This is a genomic window from Streptomyces sp. NPDC005374 (assembly GCF_042872225.1).
In the GTDB taxonomy this organism is placed as follows: domain Bacteria; phylum Actinomycetota; class Actinomycetes; order Streptomycetales; family Streptomycetaceae; genus Streptomyces.
Map to the genome: position 1 here is coordinate 189086 of NZ_JBIAKA010000016.1, position 18023 is coordinate 207108.

At 69.4% G+C, this 18023-nt stretch carries 11 protein-coding genes; 6 read left to right on the top strand and 5 right to left on the bottom strand.

Annotated elements, in window-relative coordinates; genetic code table 11:
• Nucleotides 1-8: 8 nt before the first annotated feature.
• Nucleotides 9-941, bottom strand: a complete 933-nt coding sequence (locus ACFYRX_RS34715; protein WP_389108581.1) for a substrate-binding periplasmic protein — start codon at nt 939-941, stop codon at nt 9-11.
• A 164-nt stretch (nt 942-1105) separates the two neighbouring features.
• Here ACFYRX_RS34715 and ACFYRX_RS34720 point away from each other — a divergent pair, with 164 nt between their 5' ends.
• The 3 genes from ACFYRX_RS34720 to ACFYRX_RS34730 all read left to right on the top strand — a co-directional run bounded on the left by ACFYRX_RS34720 (nt 1106) and on the right by ACFYRX_RS34730 (nt 5333).
• Entirely contained in the window at nt 1106-2275 is a 1170-nt protein-coding gene (locus ACFYRX_RS34720) for a CdaR family transcriptional regulator (protein WP_389108584.1), read from the top strand.
• Between the two features lie 191 nt (nt 2276-2466).
• Nucleotides 2467-3417: a helix-turn-helix transcriptional regulator gene (locus ACFYRX_RS34725; RefSeq protein WP_389108587.1), complete on the top strand. Its 951-nt coding sequence runs from the start codon at nt 2467-2469 to the stop codon at nt 3415-3417.
• A gap of 44 nt (nt 3418-3461) precedes the next feature.
• Nucleotides 3462-5333: a rhamnogalacturonan lyase gene (locus tag ACFYRX_RS34730; RefSeq protein WP_389108590.1), complete on the top strand. Its 1872-nt coding sequence runs from the start codon at nt 3462-3464 to the stop codon at nt 5331-5333.
• Nucleotides 5334-5389: 56 nt separating this feature from the next.
• Here the strand turns inward: ACFYRX_RS34730 and ACFYRX_RS34735 are convergent, their stop codons facing one another.
• The gene (locus tag ACFYRX_RS34735; protein WP_389108593.1) at nt 5390-8056 is read right to left on the bottom strand and encodes a cellulose binding domain-containing protein; all 2667 of its coding nucleotides are present in this window, start codon (nt 8054-8056) and stop codon (nt 5390-5392) included.
• Nucleotides 8057-8350: 294 nt separating this feature from the next.
• Entirely contained in the window at nt 8351-11266 is a 2916-nt protein-coding gene (locus ACFYRX_RS34740; RefSeq protein ID WP_389108595.1) for a glycoside hydrolase family 48 protein, read from the bottom strand.
• A gap of 251 nt (nt 11267-11517) precedes the next feature.
• On the opposite strand from ACFYRX_RS34740, the gene ACFYRX_RS34745 reads away from it, so the two are divergent.
• Complete coding sequence (locus ACFYRX_RS34745) at nt 11518-12993, top strand: cellulose binding domain-containing protein (protein WP_389108598.1); 1476 nt, start codon at nt 11518-11520, stop codon at nt 12991-12993.
• Between the two features lie 65 nt (nt 12994-13058).
• Complete coding sequence (locus ACFYRX_RS34750; protein ID WP_389108601.1) at nt 13059-14777, top strand: glycoside hydrolase family 6 protein; 1719 nt, start codon at nt 13059-13061, stop codon at nt 14775-14777.
• A gap of 21 nt (nt 14778-14798) precedes the next feature.
• Here the strand turns inward: ACFYRX_RS34750 and ACFYRX_RS34755 are convergent, their stop codons facing one another.
• The gene (locus ACFYRX_RS34755; protein WP_389108604.1) at nt 14799-15611 is read right to left on the bottom strand and encodes a phytanoyl-CoA dioxygenase family protein; all 813 of its coding nucleotides are present in this window, start codon (nt 15609-15611) and stop codon (nt 14799-14801) included.
• A 114-nt stretch (nt 15612-15725) separates the two neighbouring features.
• On the opposite strand from ACFYRX_RS34755, the gene ACFYRX_RS34760 reads away from it, so the two are divergent.
• Complete coding sequence (locus ACFYRX_RS34760) at nt 15726-16595, top strand: class I SAM-dependent methyltransferase (protein ID WP_389108607.1); 870 nt, start codon at nt 15726-15728, stop codon at nt 16593-16595.
• On the opposite strand, the gene ACFYRX_RS34765 is transcribed toward ACFYRX_RS34760, so the two are convergent.
• Complete coding sequence (locus ACFYRX_RS34765) at nt 16500-18011, bottom strand: glycosyltransferase family 39 protein (RefSeq protein WP_389108610.1); 1512 nt, start codon at nt 18009-18011, stop codon at nt 16500-16502. The genes ACFYRX_RS34760 and ACFYRX_RS34765 overlap by 96 nt on opposite strands.
• Nucleotides 18012-18023 lie beyond the last annotated feature (12 nt).

The following is an 18023-nucleotide window of genomic DNA, read 5'->3' on the forward strand; positions in this document are numbered from 1 at the left end:
TCAGCCCCTCACTGTCCGATGGTCGGCGGGTTCCAGCCGGCCGGCCGGTCCACTCCGCGTCGCGCCGAGGCGACGTCCGCCGCCGGCTTCAGGAACTGCTCCGGGTCGCCGCCGTACTTCGTCACGAGCCTGGTCATCTCGCCGTTGGTGTACATGGCGTCGATCTCCCGGGAGATGGCCTGTTCCAGCTTGGTGGCCTTCCTGGGCAGGTAGAAGCCGGTCTGGTACTGCTGGAAGTACGCGTATGCGGGCTGCTGCTTCACCTCGGCGGTGGTCGGTGGTGTCAGATACTCGGTTGCGATCTTCAGGTCGGGGCGCTCCTTCTGCGCCGCGATGATGATCAGCGGGTCGAGGAAGCCGACGTCGACACGGCCCGCGCCGAGGTCGTCGAAGACACCGTTGGCGTCCGGATAGGCGTGCAGCTTCGCCTTCGGCACCGCCTGGATCGACTTGACCCACACATAGCCCTCGACCGTGCCCAGGTTCAGGCCCTTCAGGTCATCGACCGTCCTGTACGTCTTTCCGTCTCGGACGGCCATCGCGGGCGGCGAGTAGTACGGCGGGTCGGTGAACAGTCCCTGTTTCTGCCGGTCGGCGGACCAGGCGACGCCACCCACCGTGATGTCGACACGGCGCGACTGCACGCCCGCGAGCATGCCGGCGAAGTCGGTGACCTGCGGCTTGATCTCCAAGCCCAGCTTCTTGGCGACATAGGCGAGGATGTCGCCGTCCAGGCCGACGATCTTGCCGCCCTGGAGAGAGGTGTAGGGAGCGTAGGGCTCGATGGCCACCTTCAGGACACCGGGCGTGAGCGTGCCCAGCGCGGCGGTCTGCGCCGACACGTCGGTGGGAGCGTCGTCGCCGCCGGAACCGCAGGCGGCCGTCAGGGACATCAGGAGTGTCGCCGCCAGGGCGACGACGAGGGAGCGAACGCGGAACATGGGCTGAGCCCTTCCGTCGCGGGGCGGGGTGGGATTGGGCCCAAACGTTAGGGATCACCCCGCCCTGCGTCACTGTTCACTTCGTATGAATGTCTGGCCGAAATCACGCGCTCCCCTGTACGGTCCGTCCATACCGGCAACGCCCTCGGGCGGGAGGACGAACCGTGCTGAGCCCTTCGCTCGCCCAGGAGATCGCCGGGGACACCTCCGCCGTGATCGGTTACAACGTGCTCATCACCGACGCCGAGGGCGTGGTCATCGGCAGCGGCGACCGCAGCCGCGTGGGCACCTTCCACGAAGCGTCCGTCGAGGTCATGCGCACCAAGGAGGCCGCCACCCACAACGCCTCCCAGGCCCAGCTGCTGCGCGGGGTGCGGCCCGGCGTCACCCTGCCGCTCGTCGCCGGCGGACAGGCGGTGGGGACTGTGGGCATCACCGGCACGCCCGCACAGGTGCGACGCTTCGGACTGCTCGTCAAACGCCAGACCGAGATCCTCCTGAGGGAATCGGTCATGCTCCGCTCCCGGCTGCTCGCCGAGCGCGCCGCCGAGAAGCTCCTGGCCGACCTCGCCTCCTACGACCCCGAGGTCATCGAGGCCGGCAGCCTCGCCTTCCGGGCCGCCGACCTCGGTTTCGACCTGCGCCTGCGCCGGATCGCGGTGGCCTTCGAGGTGACCGCGCCGCCCCGCGCCCCGCGCCGGGACATCGGTCTGGTCCGCTCCGAGATCCTGCGCACGGTCCGTGAGGTCTTCGCCGACCCGCAGGACCTCGTCGCCGCGACCGCCCCCGGCCGGGTCGGCGTCCTGCACCGGCTCGCCTCCCGGCGGCCGGTGGACTCCGTCCCTCTCGACTGCCGCCGGGTCATCGACGCGATCGCCGCCCGGGACGGTCTCGCCGCCCGCGCGGGCATCGGCGAGCCGGCCGCCACCGTCGACGCCCTGCACCACTCCTACCAGGACGCCTGCGAGGCACTCCGCCTCGGCACACGTCGCCCGGACGGCCCGCTCGTCCACCCCATCAGCGACCTACGGGTCCACCAGCTCCTCACGGCCCTCGGCCAGCCCGCCCGCACCCGTCTCGTCGACTCCACCACCGCCCAGCTGCGCACCCAGCCGGACTGGCCCACCCTGCGCGACACGATCACCGCCTGGTGCGAGAGCGGCTACAACCTGGTCCGCACCGCGGCCGCCCTGCACATCCACCGCAACACGGTCGTCTACCGCATGAACAAGATCGAACAGCTCACCGGCCGCCCCTTGCGCGACCACCACACCACCCTCGCCCTCTACCTCGCCTGCCTCACCGACCACCTGGCGGCTCCCGCAGATCGTTGACCGGGCCAAGGGCGAGGCGGGGTTGCAGCACCGTGCACGTCCACCCCGCCCGCAGCACTCTCGTGCTCGGCTGCACGGATGAGGAGTTCGCGCTGTCTGCGGGCTGCGGGCTGCGGGCTGCGGGCTGCGGACCGGCGGGGCAGCGGCCGTCTGTGATGACGGTAAGGCCGCTTCACTGACACCATGTGGCAGTGAAGTCCAGCCGACTCGTCTCGATCCTCCTGCTGCTCCAGACCCGGGGCCGGATGACGGCCGCCCAGCTCGCCGAGGAACTGGAGGTCTCGGTCCGCACGGTCTACCGGGACGTCGAGGCACTGAGCACGGCCGGTGTCCCGCTGTACGGCGACGCGGGCCACGCGGGTGGCTACCGCCTGCTCGACGGCTACCGCACCCGTCTGACCGGACTCACCGCGAACGAGGCGCAGGCCCTCTTCCTCGCCGGAGCCCCGGAGGCCGCCGCCGAGCTGGGACTGGGCTCGGTCCTCGCCGCCGCCCAGCTGAAGGTGCGGGCCGCGTTGCCGACGGAGCTGCGCATGCATGCGGACCGGATCAGCGGACGCTTCCACCTCGACGCGCCCGGGTGGTACGCGGAGGCCGAGGAGACGCCGTTCCTGCCACAGGTGGCGGCCGCGGTGTGGAACAGCCGGGTGCTTCGGCTGGCGTACCGCCGCTGGGCCGAACCGACCGATGTGGAACGGCGGTTGGAGCCGTACGGGCTGGTGCTGAAGGCGGGGCGCTGGTATGTCGTCGCGGGTCCGGGGCCGCGCACCTACCGGGTGGACCAGATCCTCGAACTCTCCTTGTGCGACGAGGAGTTCGTCCGTCCGGAGGGGTTCGATCTGGGCGCTTACTGGACGGCGTATCAGCGGGACTTCCACGATCGGCTGTACCGGGCCGAGGCGCTGGTGCGGCTCGCGCCCAGCGTGCGGCTGCCGAGGGCGGTTTCGGAGCGTACGGATTCCCGCGGCTGGACCGTCACCCGCGTCCCCGTCGAGTCCGTCGACCAGGCCCATGGCGACTTCCTGCGCCTGGGCACGGACATCGAGGTCCTGGAGCCGCCCGAGCTGCGTGAACGGATGGCTCGAACGATCGCCGAACTGGCCGAAAGATACGGCAACTCGGCTTCCCCGTGCGGCGACTGAGGGGGCGGAACCCGTCCGTCCTCTCCGCTTCGGAGGTCCACCCCGTGCAGCACCCGCACCCGCACCGCAGACGCCGAGTCCTGCTCTCGGCGATGACCGCCACCGTGGCCCTCGTGGCCGCAGGGCTCACCGCGCTGTCGCCCGGTACCGCCGAGGCAGCCACCGCCCGCCAGGTCGAGAAGCTCGACCGCGGAGTCGTCAGCGTCCACACCGACAGCGGCAACCTGGTCAGCTGGCGCTGGCTCGGCACCGACCCGAACGACGTGTCCTTCAACGTCTACCGCGCCGGTACAAAGGTCAACTCGGCCCCGATCACCGGCTCCACGAACTACTTTCACTCCGGCGCGCCCGCCCAGGCCGACTACACGGTCCGCGCGGTCGTCGGCGGTGTCGAGCAGGCCGACTCGGTCCACGCGGTCCAACTCCGCACCGGTTACAAGGACGTTCCGATCAGCCCGCCCGCCGGAGGGACGACCCCGGACGGAGTGGCGTACACCTACGAGGCGAACGACGCCTCCGTCGCCGACCTCGACGGGAACGGGGCGCTGGACTTCGTCCTGAAGTGGCAGCCGACGAACGCCAAGGACAACTCCCAGTCCGGTTACACCGGCAACACGATCCTCGACGGCGTCAAGCTCGACGGCACCCGGCTGTGGCGGATCGACCTGGGCCGCAACATCCGTTCCGGAGCGCACTACACACAGTTCCAGGCGTACGACTACGACGGCGACGGCAAGGCCGAGGTCGCCGTGAAGACGGCGGACGCCACGGTCGACGGCACCGGCGCGGTGATCGGCAGTTCGTCGGCGGACTACCGCAACTCCAGCGGTTACGTCCTCTCCGGCCCCGAGTACCTGACCATGTTCAACGGCCAGACCGGCAAGGCGATGCAGAGCGTGGACTACGTGCCGGCGCGCGGCACGGTGTCGTCGTGGGGCGACTCGTACGGCAACCGTGTCGACCGTTTCCTCGCCGGGACGGCGTACCTGGACGGCGCCCGCCCGTCGCTCGTCATGGCCCGCGGCTACTACACCCGCACGGTGATCGCGGCCTGGGACTGGCGAGGCGGCACCTTCACCCGCCGCTGGACCTTCGACAGCAGCTCCTCCACCAACAGCGGCAAGGGCTATGACGGTCAGGGGTCGCACAGCCTGTCCGTCGGGGACGTCGACAACGACGGCAAGGACGAGATCGTCTACGGTGCGATGGCCGTCGACGACAACGGCAACGGACTGTGGACCACGAAGACGGGCCACGGCGACGCCCAGCACCTCGGCGACCTGGACCCCTCGCACGCGGGCCTGGAGTACTTCAAGGTGTCCGAGTCGACGTCCCAGCCGGCGGAGCTCTACATCAACCCGGCCAACGGCACCGTCAATTGGAGTCTTGCCGGATGCTGCGACAACGGCCGCGGAGTCGCCGGTGACATCTGGGCCGGCAACGACGGCGCCGAGGTGTGGTCCGCCTCCGACTCCTCCATCCGGGACGAGGGAGGAGCCACCAAGGGCCGCGAGCCGTCCTCCGTCAACTTCCTGTCCTGGTGGGACGGCGACACGGTCCGCGAACTCCTCGACGGCACCCACATCGACAAGTACGGCACCTCCGCCGACACCCGCCTGCTGACCGGCTCCGGCGTCCACTCCAACAACAGCACCAAGGCGACTCCGTCGCTGTCCGGCGACATCCTGGGCGACTGGCGCGAGGAGGTCGTCTGGCCGACGTCCGACAACACGGCCCTGCGGATCTACTCCACCCCGTACGAGACGACCGTGAAGATCACGACCCTCCTCCACGACACGATGTACCGCACCGGCCTGGCCTGGCAGAACACCGCCTACAACCAGCCCCCGCACCCGAGCTTCTTCCTCGGCAACGGCATGGCGACGGCACCGAGGCCGACGGTGTACACGCCGTGAACGACGGTGGGTGCGTGCCCCCTCGGGGGACACGCACCCACCGTGCGGACGGACCGTCAGGTGACCGTGCAGCTCTGCTCACCCAGCTTGAAGGCCGTCGGTTTTCCGTTCGTGCCCGACCAGCTGCCCGTGAAGCCGAAGCTCACGGAGGAGCCCGCCGCCACGTTGGCGTTCCAGGTGACGTTCTTGGCCGTGGCCGCCGAACCCGACTGAGCTGTCTCGGCGTTCCAGGTCTGCGAGATCGTCTGGCCGCCCGGGAAGGACCAGCCGAGGGACCAGCCCGACCAGGCACTCGTACCCGTGTTGCTCAGCTGGACGTCCGCCTGGAAGCCGCCCGTCCACTGGTTGGTGATCTTGTACGTCACCGCGCAGGCGCCCGTCGGTGCCGGGTCGGGCGGGTCCGTCGGATCGGTGCCGCCACCGCCGCTCGTGTCGGAGGTGTCGCCGTAGATCACGCCCCGGCCGTTCGTCGAGACGTACACGCGGCCGTACACCCGGGGGTCACCGGTGATGGCCCCGCCGGTCCAACCCCACTGGTGGGCGTCGTCGTTGATGCGGGTCCAGGTCGCGCCCTTGTCGGTCGAGCGGAAGATGCCACGGACGCCGCCGATCTTCGCGCTGGTGAAGAGGGTCTGGTATGAGGCCCCGGCCGCCGCCTTCCCGAAGCCGATCGTGTCGGCCTGGTCGACGTTGGAGAGCTTCGTCCAGTTCGCGCCGCCGTCCGTCGAGTGCCACAGGCCGTACGCCCCGTCGGTGGACCCGCCGGCCAGCCACACATCGCCCTTCTGGCCGGGCAGCGCCTTGAAGCGCACGCTGTCACCGGCCGGGAGGTTGCCGGCGGTGGACGCCGTGAAGGTCGCCCCGCCATCCGAACTCACGTAGAACTTCCCGGACTTGAAGCCGTAGAAGGTCCGTGGGTCGACCCGGTCGGACTCGACGATCGCGCCCGCGGGGATCCCGCTCGACGCCGACCAGGCTGTACCGAAGCCCGTCGTGTACTGCACTCCTGTGCCGTCGGGGCTCCACACGAACCGGCTGCCGTCCGAGGCCGCGGCCACCGTTCCGCCGCCGCTCACGCCCGAAGGGTCGGTGCCCGCGAACCAGTTGGCGCCGTTGTCCGTCGAGAACCCGATGTGCGGGCCCGAGTCCAGATTGCCCGTCCGCACGACGGTGTTGGGGTTCGTCTCGGCGAAGTCCAGGCTGGTGGTCGTGGTGAAGTTCGGGGACGTGAACATCATCGACGGGACCTTGGTGAGATCCGTGTGCCGGAATCCGCCGATGTCGCCCAGCGCGCTCAGCAGCGGGGCACCCGAGGGCGGTGACGCGAGGTCCTGGACCGCGGTCTCCTCCAGGCCCTGCACCATCGGCTTGATGGTGAACTGGCTGCCCGAGTCCCAGTTCGTGAGGTTCTCCGTGCCGTAGAGCGTGGCCCCCGTCCCGTACATCATGCGGTTCGAGTTGAACGGGTCGATCTCCAGCGACTCGGTCATCCACCCGAGTTTCGGCGCCTGTTCGGGCGGCGACGGGTTCGCGCCCCAGGTCAGCCAGGGCGAGGACGAGACGTCCATCGTGTAGCGGTTGGCGCGGGTGGGGTACGACGAGTAGTCCCACGCCTTCGTCCAGGTCGCCCCGCTGTCGGTGGAGCGGAAGATCTGGGTGTCGGGCCACCATGAGCTGTACGCCGTCGCCATCACGGTGCCGGGTTTCTGCCGGTCCACTGTCAGGCCGCTGAAGCCGTAGTAGGTGTCCGCCTCCGCGACCGGGCTGATGTTCGTCCAGGTGCCCGTCGCCGTCGCGTACCGCCACACCTGGCCCTTGCCGCCGTCGTACGGCCCGCCCTTGTCGCTGTAGGAGAGGTACAGATAGCCGCCCGCCGCGTCCAGGACACCCTTGTGGGCGAGGTACCCCGTCGGCTGTCCGGCGAGGCGGCTCCAGGTCGCGCCGCCGTCCGTCGACCGGTACACGGAGTTCTGGAGGTCGGCGACCCCGACGTAGATCGCCTGCGTCGCGTTGCCGGAGGTGCCCGTCCGCTCGTCGAAGGTGACCCAGACGATGCCCTGGTTGTCGCTGGCGTAGCCGCTGGTGTCGCTCGGATCCTGCTGGTAGTTGCCGACGTTGGGGAAGGCGGTCACCTGCGACCAGGTGACGCCCGAGTCCGTCGACCGCCACAACCCCTTGCCGCTCGGCGCGCCCAGATACAGCACGCTGTTCTTGTTCGGGTCGACCGCCAGCCGCTCTCCCATGCCCCGCCCCGGCATGTTGCCGCCGAGCTTGAACGGCAGGGCGGCCGTCTGCCAGCTCGCGCCGCGGTTCGAGGAGCGCATGACCGCGCCGTTCTTCGGGTCCCAGCCGTTGGTGTACGTCCCGACGGCCGCGTAGACCTTGTTCGGGTCCACGGAGTCGGATGCCAGGCTGACGACACCCGTGTGCCCCCAGTCGTCCCAGCCGACCGAGTCGAGCAGCGGCGTCCAGGTCTTCGACGACTCCTGCCAGCGGTAGGCCCCGCCGATGTCCGTGCGGGCGTAGGCCAGGTTCTTCTCCTTGCGGTTGAAGACGATCCCGGGAACGAAACCGCCGCCGTCGATGCGGGCGTTCTTCCAGGTGTACGTGTCGGCGGCGAGCGAGACCTTCGCGGTGTTCCCGGCCGCCAGCGCGGGCGGGGTTCCTGCCAGCAGCCCGGCCGCGAGCGCGAGCACGGCCGTGAGAATGCGGGTTCTTCGCACGGGGGAGTCCTTTCCGGAAAGGGGGGAGTGGGGGTAAGCGCTTTCCGTGGAGTGCGAGAGTTGCCGGGCGGCCCCCAGTGCGGGAAGGGGGCCGCCCGGCCGGTTGGTCCCGTCGTCAGGTGACGGGACCGAGCACGCGAAGCCTTTTCAGACGGTTCCGGAGAAGGAACGGTGCCTGGTGCGCCCTTTGGGGGCGCGGGGCTGCGTTCATTTGCGGCTCCGCCGCGCGGGCGCGACCAGCCACAACGGACCCGCAGTCGACAACGGCCCAACCCGCGGAGCGCCCGGCGGGGGCTATTCCAGAAGCTCCGCGTACGACCCCATGGCCAGGGCGATGTCCGCCTGGGCCCAGAACCGGTGATACGTGAACGACGGCACCGCGCCGCCGGCCAGATAGGCCTGGATCTTCGACCAGGCGGGGTCGTTCTTGTAGAACGACCGGAGGGATTCGAAGGTCGACGACGCGTTGATCGCGTCACCGTTCGGCATGGTCCCGGTCCAGCCGCTCGGGACGTACACGGCGTCGTCGAAGCGGTTGTAGTCCGCCCGGTTTTCCGGCACCGCGACCCCCAGGCTGTCCTGGTAGTTGCCCCACATGCCGTCCAGCAGAGCCTTCGCCGTGGTCGCGGAGGCAGTGTCGCCGGAACGGTCCGCGTAGTACGTCAGGGTCTTGGCGTACGCGGCGGTCACCCCGACGTCGTTGGTGTAGTCGGCGACGGTGACGTGAAGTCCGCTGTTGGCACCGGGACTTGACGCGTTCCAGGTGTCGGGCTGGCCCGACCACTGCAGCGTGGAGGGGATCTGGTAGGTGCCGTCCGGGTTGATCGTGGTCTTGGACAGCGCCCACTTGACCCACTTGTCGAGGACCGCCTTGGCCTGCGCGTTCCCCGTCTGCTGGTAGTACTCGGCGACCCGCTCCATCGACCACGCCTGGAAGCCGAACCACTGGTTGGACGGCGGGTCGTGGTAGACGGGCTGCTGGTCGTAGTACATGCCGTAGAAGGTCGACGTACCGGCCGGAGGAGTCGCGTAACGGCCCGCCCAGCTGTTCGTCGCCCCGCCCGCGATGGCGCCCTCGCTGGACTGCAGCCAGCGGTAGAACTCCAGCTGCCGGGTCAGCGAGGTGTTCCAGTCCGCCGCGCCCGTCGCCGACTTGGGCTTCAGGTCGGCGTAGGAGCTGAGCGCGTACGCGGCCATCGGGTTCTGGTAGCCGCCGTGCACATGGCTGGAGCCGATGCGCCAGGCCCAGCCCGCCGCGGTGTCGGTCGCGCCACCCCAGGCGTAGTACCAGGAGAGCAGATAGCTCGAGGCGTCCTTGCCGGTGCCGGCCGCGCAGGTGGACGGACCGACACAGTTGCCGATCTTCTTGAAGTACTTGTCGTACATGGCGTAGCGCAGATAGTCGCCCATCTTCGCGGCCTTGCCCACGGTCGCGGAGACGTCGGAGCCCTTGCCCTGCTCGTTCGCCCACTTGTCGGCCCAGTACGCGGCCTGCACCGCACGCGCGTCGGCGTCCGGGGCGTTGGTGAACTTCCACTGCTTCGCGTAGGAGGCGTCACCGGTGAAGAGGTCCAGGTACCCGTTCTTGCCGCCGTACTTGAACTGGTCGCAGGTCGGCTGCGGCACCGTCTCCCACACCGACTCCTGCGCGCCGCGTTGGAAGGTGTTGATGTACGACGGTCCGGTGTCCGTCGGGCCCGCCTCGCACTTGCCGGGCGAGTTGCCGAAGCCGTAGACGTTGTCGACGTCCTGGAGCCAGTGCATACCGTAGACGTCGTCCGTGCCGTATGCGGTCTTCAGTTCACCGGCGATCGGGTCCGAGCCCACCGACACCCCGGTGTCCAGCTTCGCCGGGTACTCGTTGGGCGTGTCCAGCTCGGGCGCGTAGGTGGCCGGCTTGGAGGCGTTGTAGAAGGAGTTCGTCGGCTGGTCGGCGTGTGTGGGGATCATGTACTTCTCCATGATGTCCCAGGCCCCGTTGAACTTGGACCAGTCGCCCGTCACCTTGCCGTACATGGCCTGGAGCCACAGGAGGTAGCTGTACGCCTCCGACGTGGTCTCGTGGCCCTGGTCCGGCGCCTCGACGATCAGGGTCTCGACCGAGTGGTAGGGGATGCCCTCGGGGGAGAAGTAGCCGTTCGCCGGGTTGGTGATCTTGCCGTACAGATCCAGGAAGCGGGCGTTGTACGTGCCCGTCGCCGCGATCTCGGTGGCTGTCACCGAGGCCTTGGCGTGGCCGGTGGCCGTCGACTCGAAGGTCGCCGCGCCGGTACCGGAGGCGTTGGCGGTGATGGTCACCGTCTGCGCGGTGTTCCAGTTGGACGGGGTGAAGGTGAGCGAGGCCCCACCGGTCACCGTGAGGCCCGAGTTGCCGCTCGCGCGAGCGGTCGTGACCGTCACGTTGGCCGAGGGCTGCGTCGACAGCTTCAGGGTGTACGTGCCCGTCTTGCCCTGCTGGACGGGCAGTTGGGTGGCCGACGCGACGACCGCGGGACCCGAGGCGACCGTGATGCCGACCGGCGTGGACTCACCCGAGGCGCCCAGGCTGTCGTACGCCTTCGCGAGCAGAGAATGACTGCCCACGGTCAAGCTTGAGACCGAGAGCGAGTACGGCGCCGTCGTGTCGGTGCCGAGCAGCGTGGTGTTGTCGTAGAACTCCATCTTGCTGATCGTCGCGTTGTCCGCCGCGGCGGCCGTGGCGGCGAGCGGAACCGCCGTGCCCTGGGTGTAGACGGCGCCTGCGGCCGGGCTGGTCAGGACCGTGATCGGCGGCTGGTGCGCGCCGACACAACTGGTGCCGTTGACCGCGAAGTTGGTCGGGGCGGCGTTGGTGCCGCTGTAGGTGAACTGTGCGCCGGTGGTGACGGCGGAGCCCGCGGCGATGTTCGCGTTGTACGTGGCGTTGGTGACGGAGACGGCCTGGCCGGACTGGGACCAGGTGCCGTTCCAGCCGTTGCTCAGCTTCTGGTTTCCGGCGTAGCTGTAGGTGAGCGTCCAGCCGTTGATGGCGTCCGTGCCGCGGTTCGTGATCGTCAGATCCGCGGTGAAACCGGAGCCCCAGTCATTGGTCTTGTAGTCGACGTTGCACTGAACTGCGGCTGCTTGTGCGGGAGTTGAAGCCGCACTCAGCATTGCGAACGGCAGCGCCAGGGCCGCCGCGACAGCGGTCCACAATCGCCGGACGGGCCGGCGTCTCCTCGTGGGGGGCATTGCTGGTTCCTCCTTGTGCGGCTCGGAGAAGTCAAGGCTTGAACCAGTGGGAGCGCTCCCATAGTGAGGATGAGGGGGTGAGGGGTCAAGACGCTTGAAGAGTCGAAAAGATTCGACGGATGTGGCCCCGGAAAGTCAAGTGACGCCTCTGTTCTTTGCCGTCACTTGGCGCTAACTTCTTGGACACCAGTGGGAGCGATTCCATCAGTCGACGCGTCCGTAACGGCGCGCTGATCTGCAAGGAGTCGCTCATGCGACACCCCCCGCGTTCAGTACTTTTAGTAGCCGCCGTCGGCGCGGTCTCCCTCATCGGGGCCGTGACCGTACCGGTGGTCACGGCGTCCGGCGCCACCCCCGCCTGCTCGGTGGAGTACTCCGTCACCAGCCAGTGGGGCAGCGGTTTCCAGGGCTCCGTGAAAATCACCAACAACACGGCCGCCATGAGTAGTTGGAGCCTCACCTTCGACTTCGCCGGCGGCCAGAAGCTCACCCAGGGCTGGAACGCGAAATGGTCCCAGTCCGGTACGACGGTCACCGCGGCCAACGAGAGCTACAACGGCTCGCTGGGCAGCGGAGCGAGCGTCAGCGCCGGATTCATCGCGTCCTCGTCCGGGAGCAACGCCGTACCCACCTCGTTCAAGCTCAACGGCACGGTCTGCAACACGGACACCGGGCCGACCCCCACTCCGGATCCGCCGGATCCTGAGGACACGGCACCCCCCGTCCTGCGCGTCCAGGGCAACAAGCTCGTGGACGCGAACGGCGGTACCCGCCGACTCCTCGGTGTGAACCGCTCCGGCGGCGAGTTCATGTGCGTCCAGGGCCGCGGCATCTTCGACGGCCCGGTCGACGACGCCTCGGTGAAGGCGATCGCCGACTGGAAGGCGAACACGGTCCGCATCCCTCTCAACGAGGAGTGCTGGCTGGGCCTGTCCAACATCAACCCGGCCTACGCCGGGACCAACTACATCAACGCCGTCAAGGACCTGGTGGCCAGGGTCAAGGCCCACGGCCTGACACCCGTGGTCGAACTCCACTGGACCTACGGCCAGTACACCGGCAACTCCGCCGGCTGCTCCGACGTGCACGCCAGCTGCCAGAAGCCGATGCCCGACATGCAGTACACACCCGCCTTCTGGACCTCGGTGGCGAACACCTTCAAGGGCGACCGGGCCGTCGTCTTCGACCTGTTCAACGAGCCCTACCCGGACCGCGCCACCTCCACGACCACCCAGGCGTGGCAGTGCTGGCGGGACGGCGGCACCTGCCCCGGCATCGGGTACGAGGTCGCCGGCATGCAGGACCTCGTCGACAGCGTCCGGGGCACCGGCGCGACCAACGTGATCCTGGCCGGCGGGATCGCCTACTCCAACGACCTGAGCCAGTGGCTCACCTACAAACCCACCGACCCGGCGGGCAATCTCGGCGCCGCCTGGCACGTGTACAACTTCAACACCTGCTCCAACGAGAGCTGCTGGAACTCCACGCTCGCCCCGGTGGCCGCCCAAGTCCCCCTCATGGCGGGGGAGATCGGCGAGAACACCTGCTCCCACGGCTTCATCGACCAGGTCATGAAGTGGTTCGACGACCGCTCCCTGTCGTATCTCGGCTGGACCTGGAACACCTGGGACTGCTCCTCCGGCCCGTCCCTGATCAGCAGCTACGACGGCACACCGACAGCCTTCGGAACCGGGCTGCGTGACCATCTGCGCGCCCTGAACGGATAGCACCCCCTCGACGGCACCACCCGCTCGACGGACAACACCCGCGACCGAGAAGGAAACCCGCACTCATGAGTCGTACGAGAACAGCGCTCCTCGCTGCCCTGGCGCTCGTCGCCGGGGCCTCCGGGACCGCGCTCGCCGTGGTCCCCGGGGACGTAGGCCTCGCCGCCGTCCCCTGCACCGTGGACTACAAGGTGCAGAACCAGTGGGACACCGGCTTCACCACGGCCGTCACGATCACCAACAACAGCGCCGCCAAGTCCAGTTGGGCGGTGAAGTGGTCGTACGCCGGAAACCAGAAGGTCACCAACTTCTGGAACTCCAAGATCAGCCAGAGCGGCACGGCCGTCACCGCCGCCAACGAGAGCTACAACGGCACGCTCGCCACCGGCGGTTCGGTCAGTTTCGGCTTCCAGGGCACCTACAGCGGTACCAACGCTCTACCGACCACCTTCACCCTCGACGGGGTGACCTGCAACGTCGACGGCGGCACCGGACCGACGGACCCGCCCGGTCCGACGGACCCCGGGGGCAGCACCCGCGTCGACAACCCCTACGCCGGGGCGAAGGTGTACGTGAACCCCGAGTGGTCGGCGAAGGCCGCCGCGGAGCCCGGCGGCAGCCGGATCTCCAACCAGCCCACCGGTGTCTGGCTCGACCGGATCGCCGCCATCAACGGCGCGAACGGCGGGATGGGGCTGCGCGCCCACCTCGACGCGGCCCTCGCACAGAAGGGCTCCGGCGAGGAGGTCGTCCAACTCGTCGTGTACGACCTGCCCGGACGTGACTGCGCGGCCCTCGCCTCCAACGGCGAGCTCGGCCCGACGGAGATCGACAAGTACAAGACCCAGTTCATCGACCCGATCGCCGCGATCCTCGCCGACAGCAAGTACAGCTCGCTCAGGATCGTCACCACGATCGAGATCGACTCGCTGCCCAACCTCGTGACCAACACGGGCAGTCGGCCCACCGCCACCCCGGCCTGCGACACCATGCTGGCCAACGGCAACTACGTGAAGGGCGTCGGCTACGCGCTGCACAAGCTCGGCGCGATCCCCAACGTCTACAACTACATCGACGCCGGCCACCACGGCTGGATCGGGTGGGACGACAACTTCGCCGCCAGCGCCACCATCATGAAGCAGGCGGCCACCGCCGAGGGCGCCACCGTCAACGACGTCCACGGCTTCATCGCCAACACGGCCAACTACAGCGCCCTGAAGGAGAACAACTTCACCATCAACGACTCCGTGGCGGGCAAGTCGGTCCGTGAGTCGAAGTGGGTGGACTGGAACCGGTACGTCGACGAGCTGTCCTTCGCCCAGGGCTTCCGCAACCAGCTGGTCACGACGGGCTTCAACTCGAACATCGGCATGCTGATCGACACCTCCCGCAACGGCTGGGGCGGTACCGCGCGTCCCGCCGGTCCGGGTGCGACGACCGATGTCGACACCTACGTCAACGGCGGCCGTTACGACCGTCGCATCCACGTCGGCAACTGGTGCAACCAGTCCGGTGCCGGTCTGGGTGAGCGTCCGAAGGCCAGCCCGGCCACCGGGATCGACGCGTACGTGTGGATGAAGCCGCCGGGTGAGTCCGACGGGTCCAGCGCCGCGATCCCGAACGACGAGGGCAAGGGCTTCGACCGGATGTGCGACCCGACGTACACGGGCAACCCCCGCAACGGGAACAACCTCTCCGGTGCGCTGGCGAACGCGCCGGTGTCGGGGCACTGGTTCTCGGCACAGTTCCAGCAGCTCATGCAGAACGCGTACCCCGCGCTCTGACAGCACTGCGCAGGGGTCTGGTCAGTTCTTTCCGGCCAGACCCCTGCGGATCGCGAACTCCACCGCCGAATAGTCGCCGTCGGGGCGCTCCAGCCGCAGTTGCTCCGACGGCAACAGCGGCGGTTGTGCCATGAAGCGATGCCTCGTGCCGTGGTGCGGCTGGGCCGCGTGGACCAGGAACGGGTGGCAGAGGTAGACGTCCCCGGGGCTGCCGGTGGCGTGCGCGAGCGGACGGTGGGCCGAGGCCAGGTCCACCTTGGGGCCCAACTCCACGAAGGACGCCCCCTGTTCGCCGTACGGCTCCAGGACCTGGGGCACATCCAGATGGGAGCCGACCCGGATGCGGGTCGGAGCGTCGGTCTCGGTGACCTCGCTGAACAGGAACAGCATCAGCAGCGCGCGGTCCCTGGAGCGCAGGTTGGTGTGATAGCGGCCGGCGGGCGCGCCGTCCGGGAGGTAGCTTCCCTCGATGTGCCAGCCGGCGTCGTCCGGTTCCTCCTTGTGCGGAAACCGCAAAGGGAAACTGCCCAGTGAATAACGGGAATGCCAGCGGTTCTCGCCCACCAGCAGGTCGAACGCCTCATGCAGCGCAGCGGAGTTGACGGCCGCCGCGAACGGGCCCTGCGCCATGTCGGCCACCCACACCACCGGGTCCTTCCAGGAGGCCGGATCCTCGGGGTCGTAGCCCGTCTCCCGCCACAGCAGCGACGCGCAGTGCTGGGCGACGCGGGGCGGGAAGGCGCCCTCGATCCGCACGAATCCGTCCTCGAGGAAGCGTTCCACCAGTTCGTCGTCCATGGGGTCATCGTCGGGGACCCGCCGTGCCGGGCGCATCCCATTTTCCTTTGCGTCCGCTTTGCCGTCATTTTTTGCCGTCGCGGCAACATCGCTGGCCTCTTCGCGGTGCGTCGGAGCACCCTGGCGGCATCCCGAGGAGAGGCTGACACCATGGCGCACGATCACCATCACGACCACACCGACATCGACTGGTCCAGGATGGCCCAGCACCTGGAGACACAGGCGGAGCTGTTCACGCCCCTGTACGAGCGGGCCCTGGCCTGGCTCGGGCACAAGCAGACCGAGCCGGGGCTGATCGTCGACGCGGGCAGCGGACCCGGGGTGCTGTCCTGTCTGCTCGCCGAGGCGTTCCCGGCGGCCCGCGTCGTCGCCGTCGACGGAGCCGAGCCGCTTCTGGAACGTGCCCGGGCCCGGGCCACCAGGCTGGGCGTCGGCGACCGGTTCGACACGATCGCCGGTCAACTCCCCGGGATCCTGGACGACTTGGACTACCCCGTCGACCTGCTGTGGGCCAGCCGGAGCCTGCACCACCTCGGGGACCAGCGGGCCGGAATCGCCGCGTTCGCCTCGCGGCTCGCCCGTGGGGGCACGCTGGCGCTGATGGAGGGCGGGCTGCCGGCGCGTTTCCTGCCCCGGGACATCGGGATCGGCCGGCCCGGACTCCAGGCGAGGCTCGACGCGCTGGAGGAGGCGTGGTTCGCCGAGATGCGCGCGGGGCTCGCCGACTCGGTCGCCGAGGTCGAGGACTGGCCCGCGCTGATGGCCTCGGCGGGGCTGCGGCACACCGGTACGCGCAGCTTCCTGCTGGACCTGCCCGCGCCGACGACCGACCGAGCCCGCGCCTACATCGCCGCGTCGCTCGGGCGGCTGCGGGATGTGTTCGGGGAGCAGCTGGAGCCGGACGACCGCGGGACTCTCGACCGGCTATTGGATCCCGAGGACGCGGCGAGTGTGCATCAGCGGGCCGACGTGTTCGTGTTGGCCGTGCATACGGTCCACACCGCGGTGCGGACCGGCTGAGGTAACGCGCGCGTCTCCCCGCGCTCCTGAGGGGGCGCGAAGGTACTCGGTGATCAGAGCGCCCCTGACCTTCCGGACCCGGACGGGGACGAAATGGTCGGCCAGCACCTGTCGTTTGGTCCTCTCCTGCGGATTCTGGTCCAGTGGCTGACCCACCGGGTCTCCTACGGCGACGATCCGGGCCGTCGCCAGCATGCGGGCGCGGATCTCGGGGGCCGGTACCTCGGTGCCGTACAGGGTGTGCGACTCGGCCGGGCCGCGGTCCAGGGCCAGGTCACGCAGGCCGCGCGGGGCGTCGGGACCGCTCAGTGACCACACCCGGCGCCGGTCCGGCAGGTAGAGGACGCCGTCGGCATGCGCGGTGCCCATCGCCCGGGCGATGGCCGTGACGTCGTCGGTGCGGCTGTCCGGGGTGCGGAGCTGGAGGGTGACCGGCAGCAGCGCGAGCAGTGCCGTCCCGACGGCGAGTGTCCGGGCCCGACCCAGCCGGTCCAGGGCCGCGCCGATCAGGAGGGCCGTGCCCGCGTGGCCGTAGAGGACGTAGCGGTCCACGTAGAGGGGCTTCAGCGGGGTGAGCAGGATCAGCGTCAGCGCGGGCAGGACCGCCAGAGGAAGGGCCGGACGGGGCAGGGGGCCGTGCCGGAGCAGGCCCGCGCAGACCAGCGCCAGTGTGCTCACCCCGGCGAAACCCAGCAGCGCGCCCGTTCCGAGGCCGCCGATCCAGGACACCTGGTCCGACTGGCGTGTGCTCAGCACGGCGAGGGGTGCCAGTCCCGCGCAGACCGCGAGGGCCACGCGGAGCGCGGCGCGACGGGCCGTACGCGGCAGGGCCACCAGGTGCGCGGGCAGGGCCAGGACCGCGAACTCGTGCAGCAGACACGCGGTCAGCAGGACCGCGCCGTACGCCGCCCAGGCCCCTGCCGTACGGCGGTCCACGGCCCGCACCAGCAGGTACGTCGCCCAGATGACCAGCGCGCAGACGACGGCGTACGAGCGGCCCTCCTGCGCGTACCGCTGCACCGGCGGGAGCACGGCGAAGGCGGCCCCGGCGAGCAGCGCCGTGCGCGGTCCGGCGAGGCGGTGGCCCAGGAGAGCCAGGGTCCCGGCCGCCGCCGCGGTCGCCAGGACCGAGGGCAGGCGGAGCACGAGCAGGGGGTCCGCCTCGCCGAACACGCGGAACAGGCTGTGCATGAGCAGGTAGTACAGGCCGTGCACGGCGTCCACGTGTGCCAGCGTCGCCCACAGGTCGGGCAGCGAGCGCCGGGCCATGTCGTACGTCACCGTCTCGTCCCGCCATGTGCTGCCGCCGCGCCGGACACCCCACAGGCCGAGGACGAGCGACAGGGCGGCCGGGACAAGGGCGTGCCACGGGAGGTGGGGAGGCGTGGTCGCGGGTGGAGACGTGGCGGGTGGCAACCGGACCGGCCG

Excerpts from the sequence above, each read along its gene's own strand:
- ACFYRX_RS34715 (WP_389108581.1), bottom strand. The coding sequence starts at position 941 with ATGTTCCGCGTTCGCTCCCTCGTCGTCGCCCTGGCGGCGACACTCCTG.
- ACFYRX_RS34740 (WP_389108595.1), bottom strand. The coding sequence starts at position 11,266 with ATGCCCCCCACGAGGAGACGCCGGCCCGTCCGGCGATTGTGGACCGCT.
- ACFYRX_RS34745 (WP_389108598.1), top strand. The coding sequence starts at position 11,518 with ATGCGACACCCCCCGCGTTCAGTACTTTTAGTAGCCGCCGTCGGCGCG.
- ACFYRX_RS34750 (WP_389108601.1), top strand. The coding sequence starts at position 13,059 with ATGAGTCGTACGAGAACAGCGCTCCTCGCTGCCCTGGCGCTCGTCGCC.
- ACFYRX_RS34755 (WP_389108604.1), bottom strand. The coding sequence starts at position 15,611 with ATGCGCCCGGCACGGCGGGTCCCCGACGATGACCCCATGGACGACGAA.
- ACFYRX_RS34760 (WP_389108607.1), top strand. The coding sequence starts at position 15,726 with ATGGCGCACGATCACCATCACGACCACACCGACATCGACTGGTCCAGG.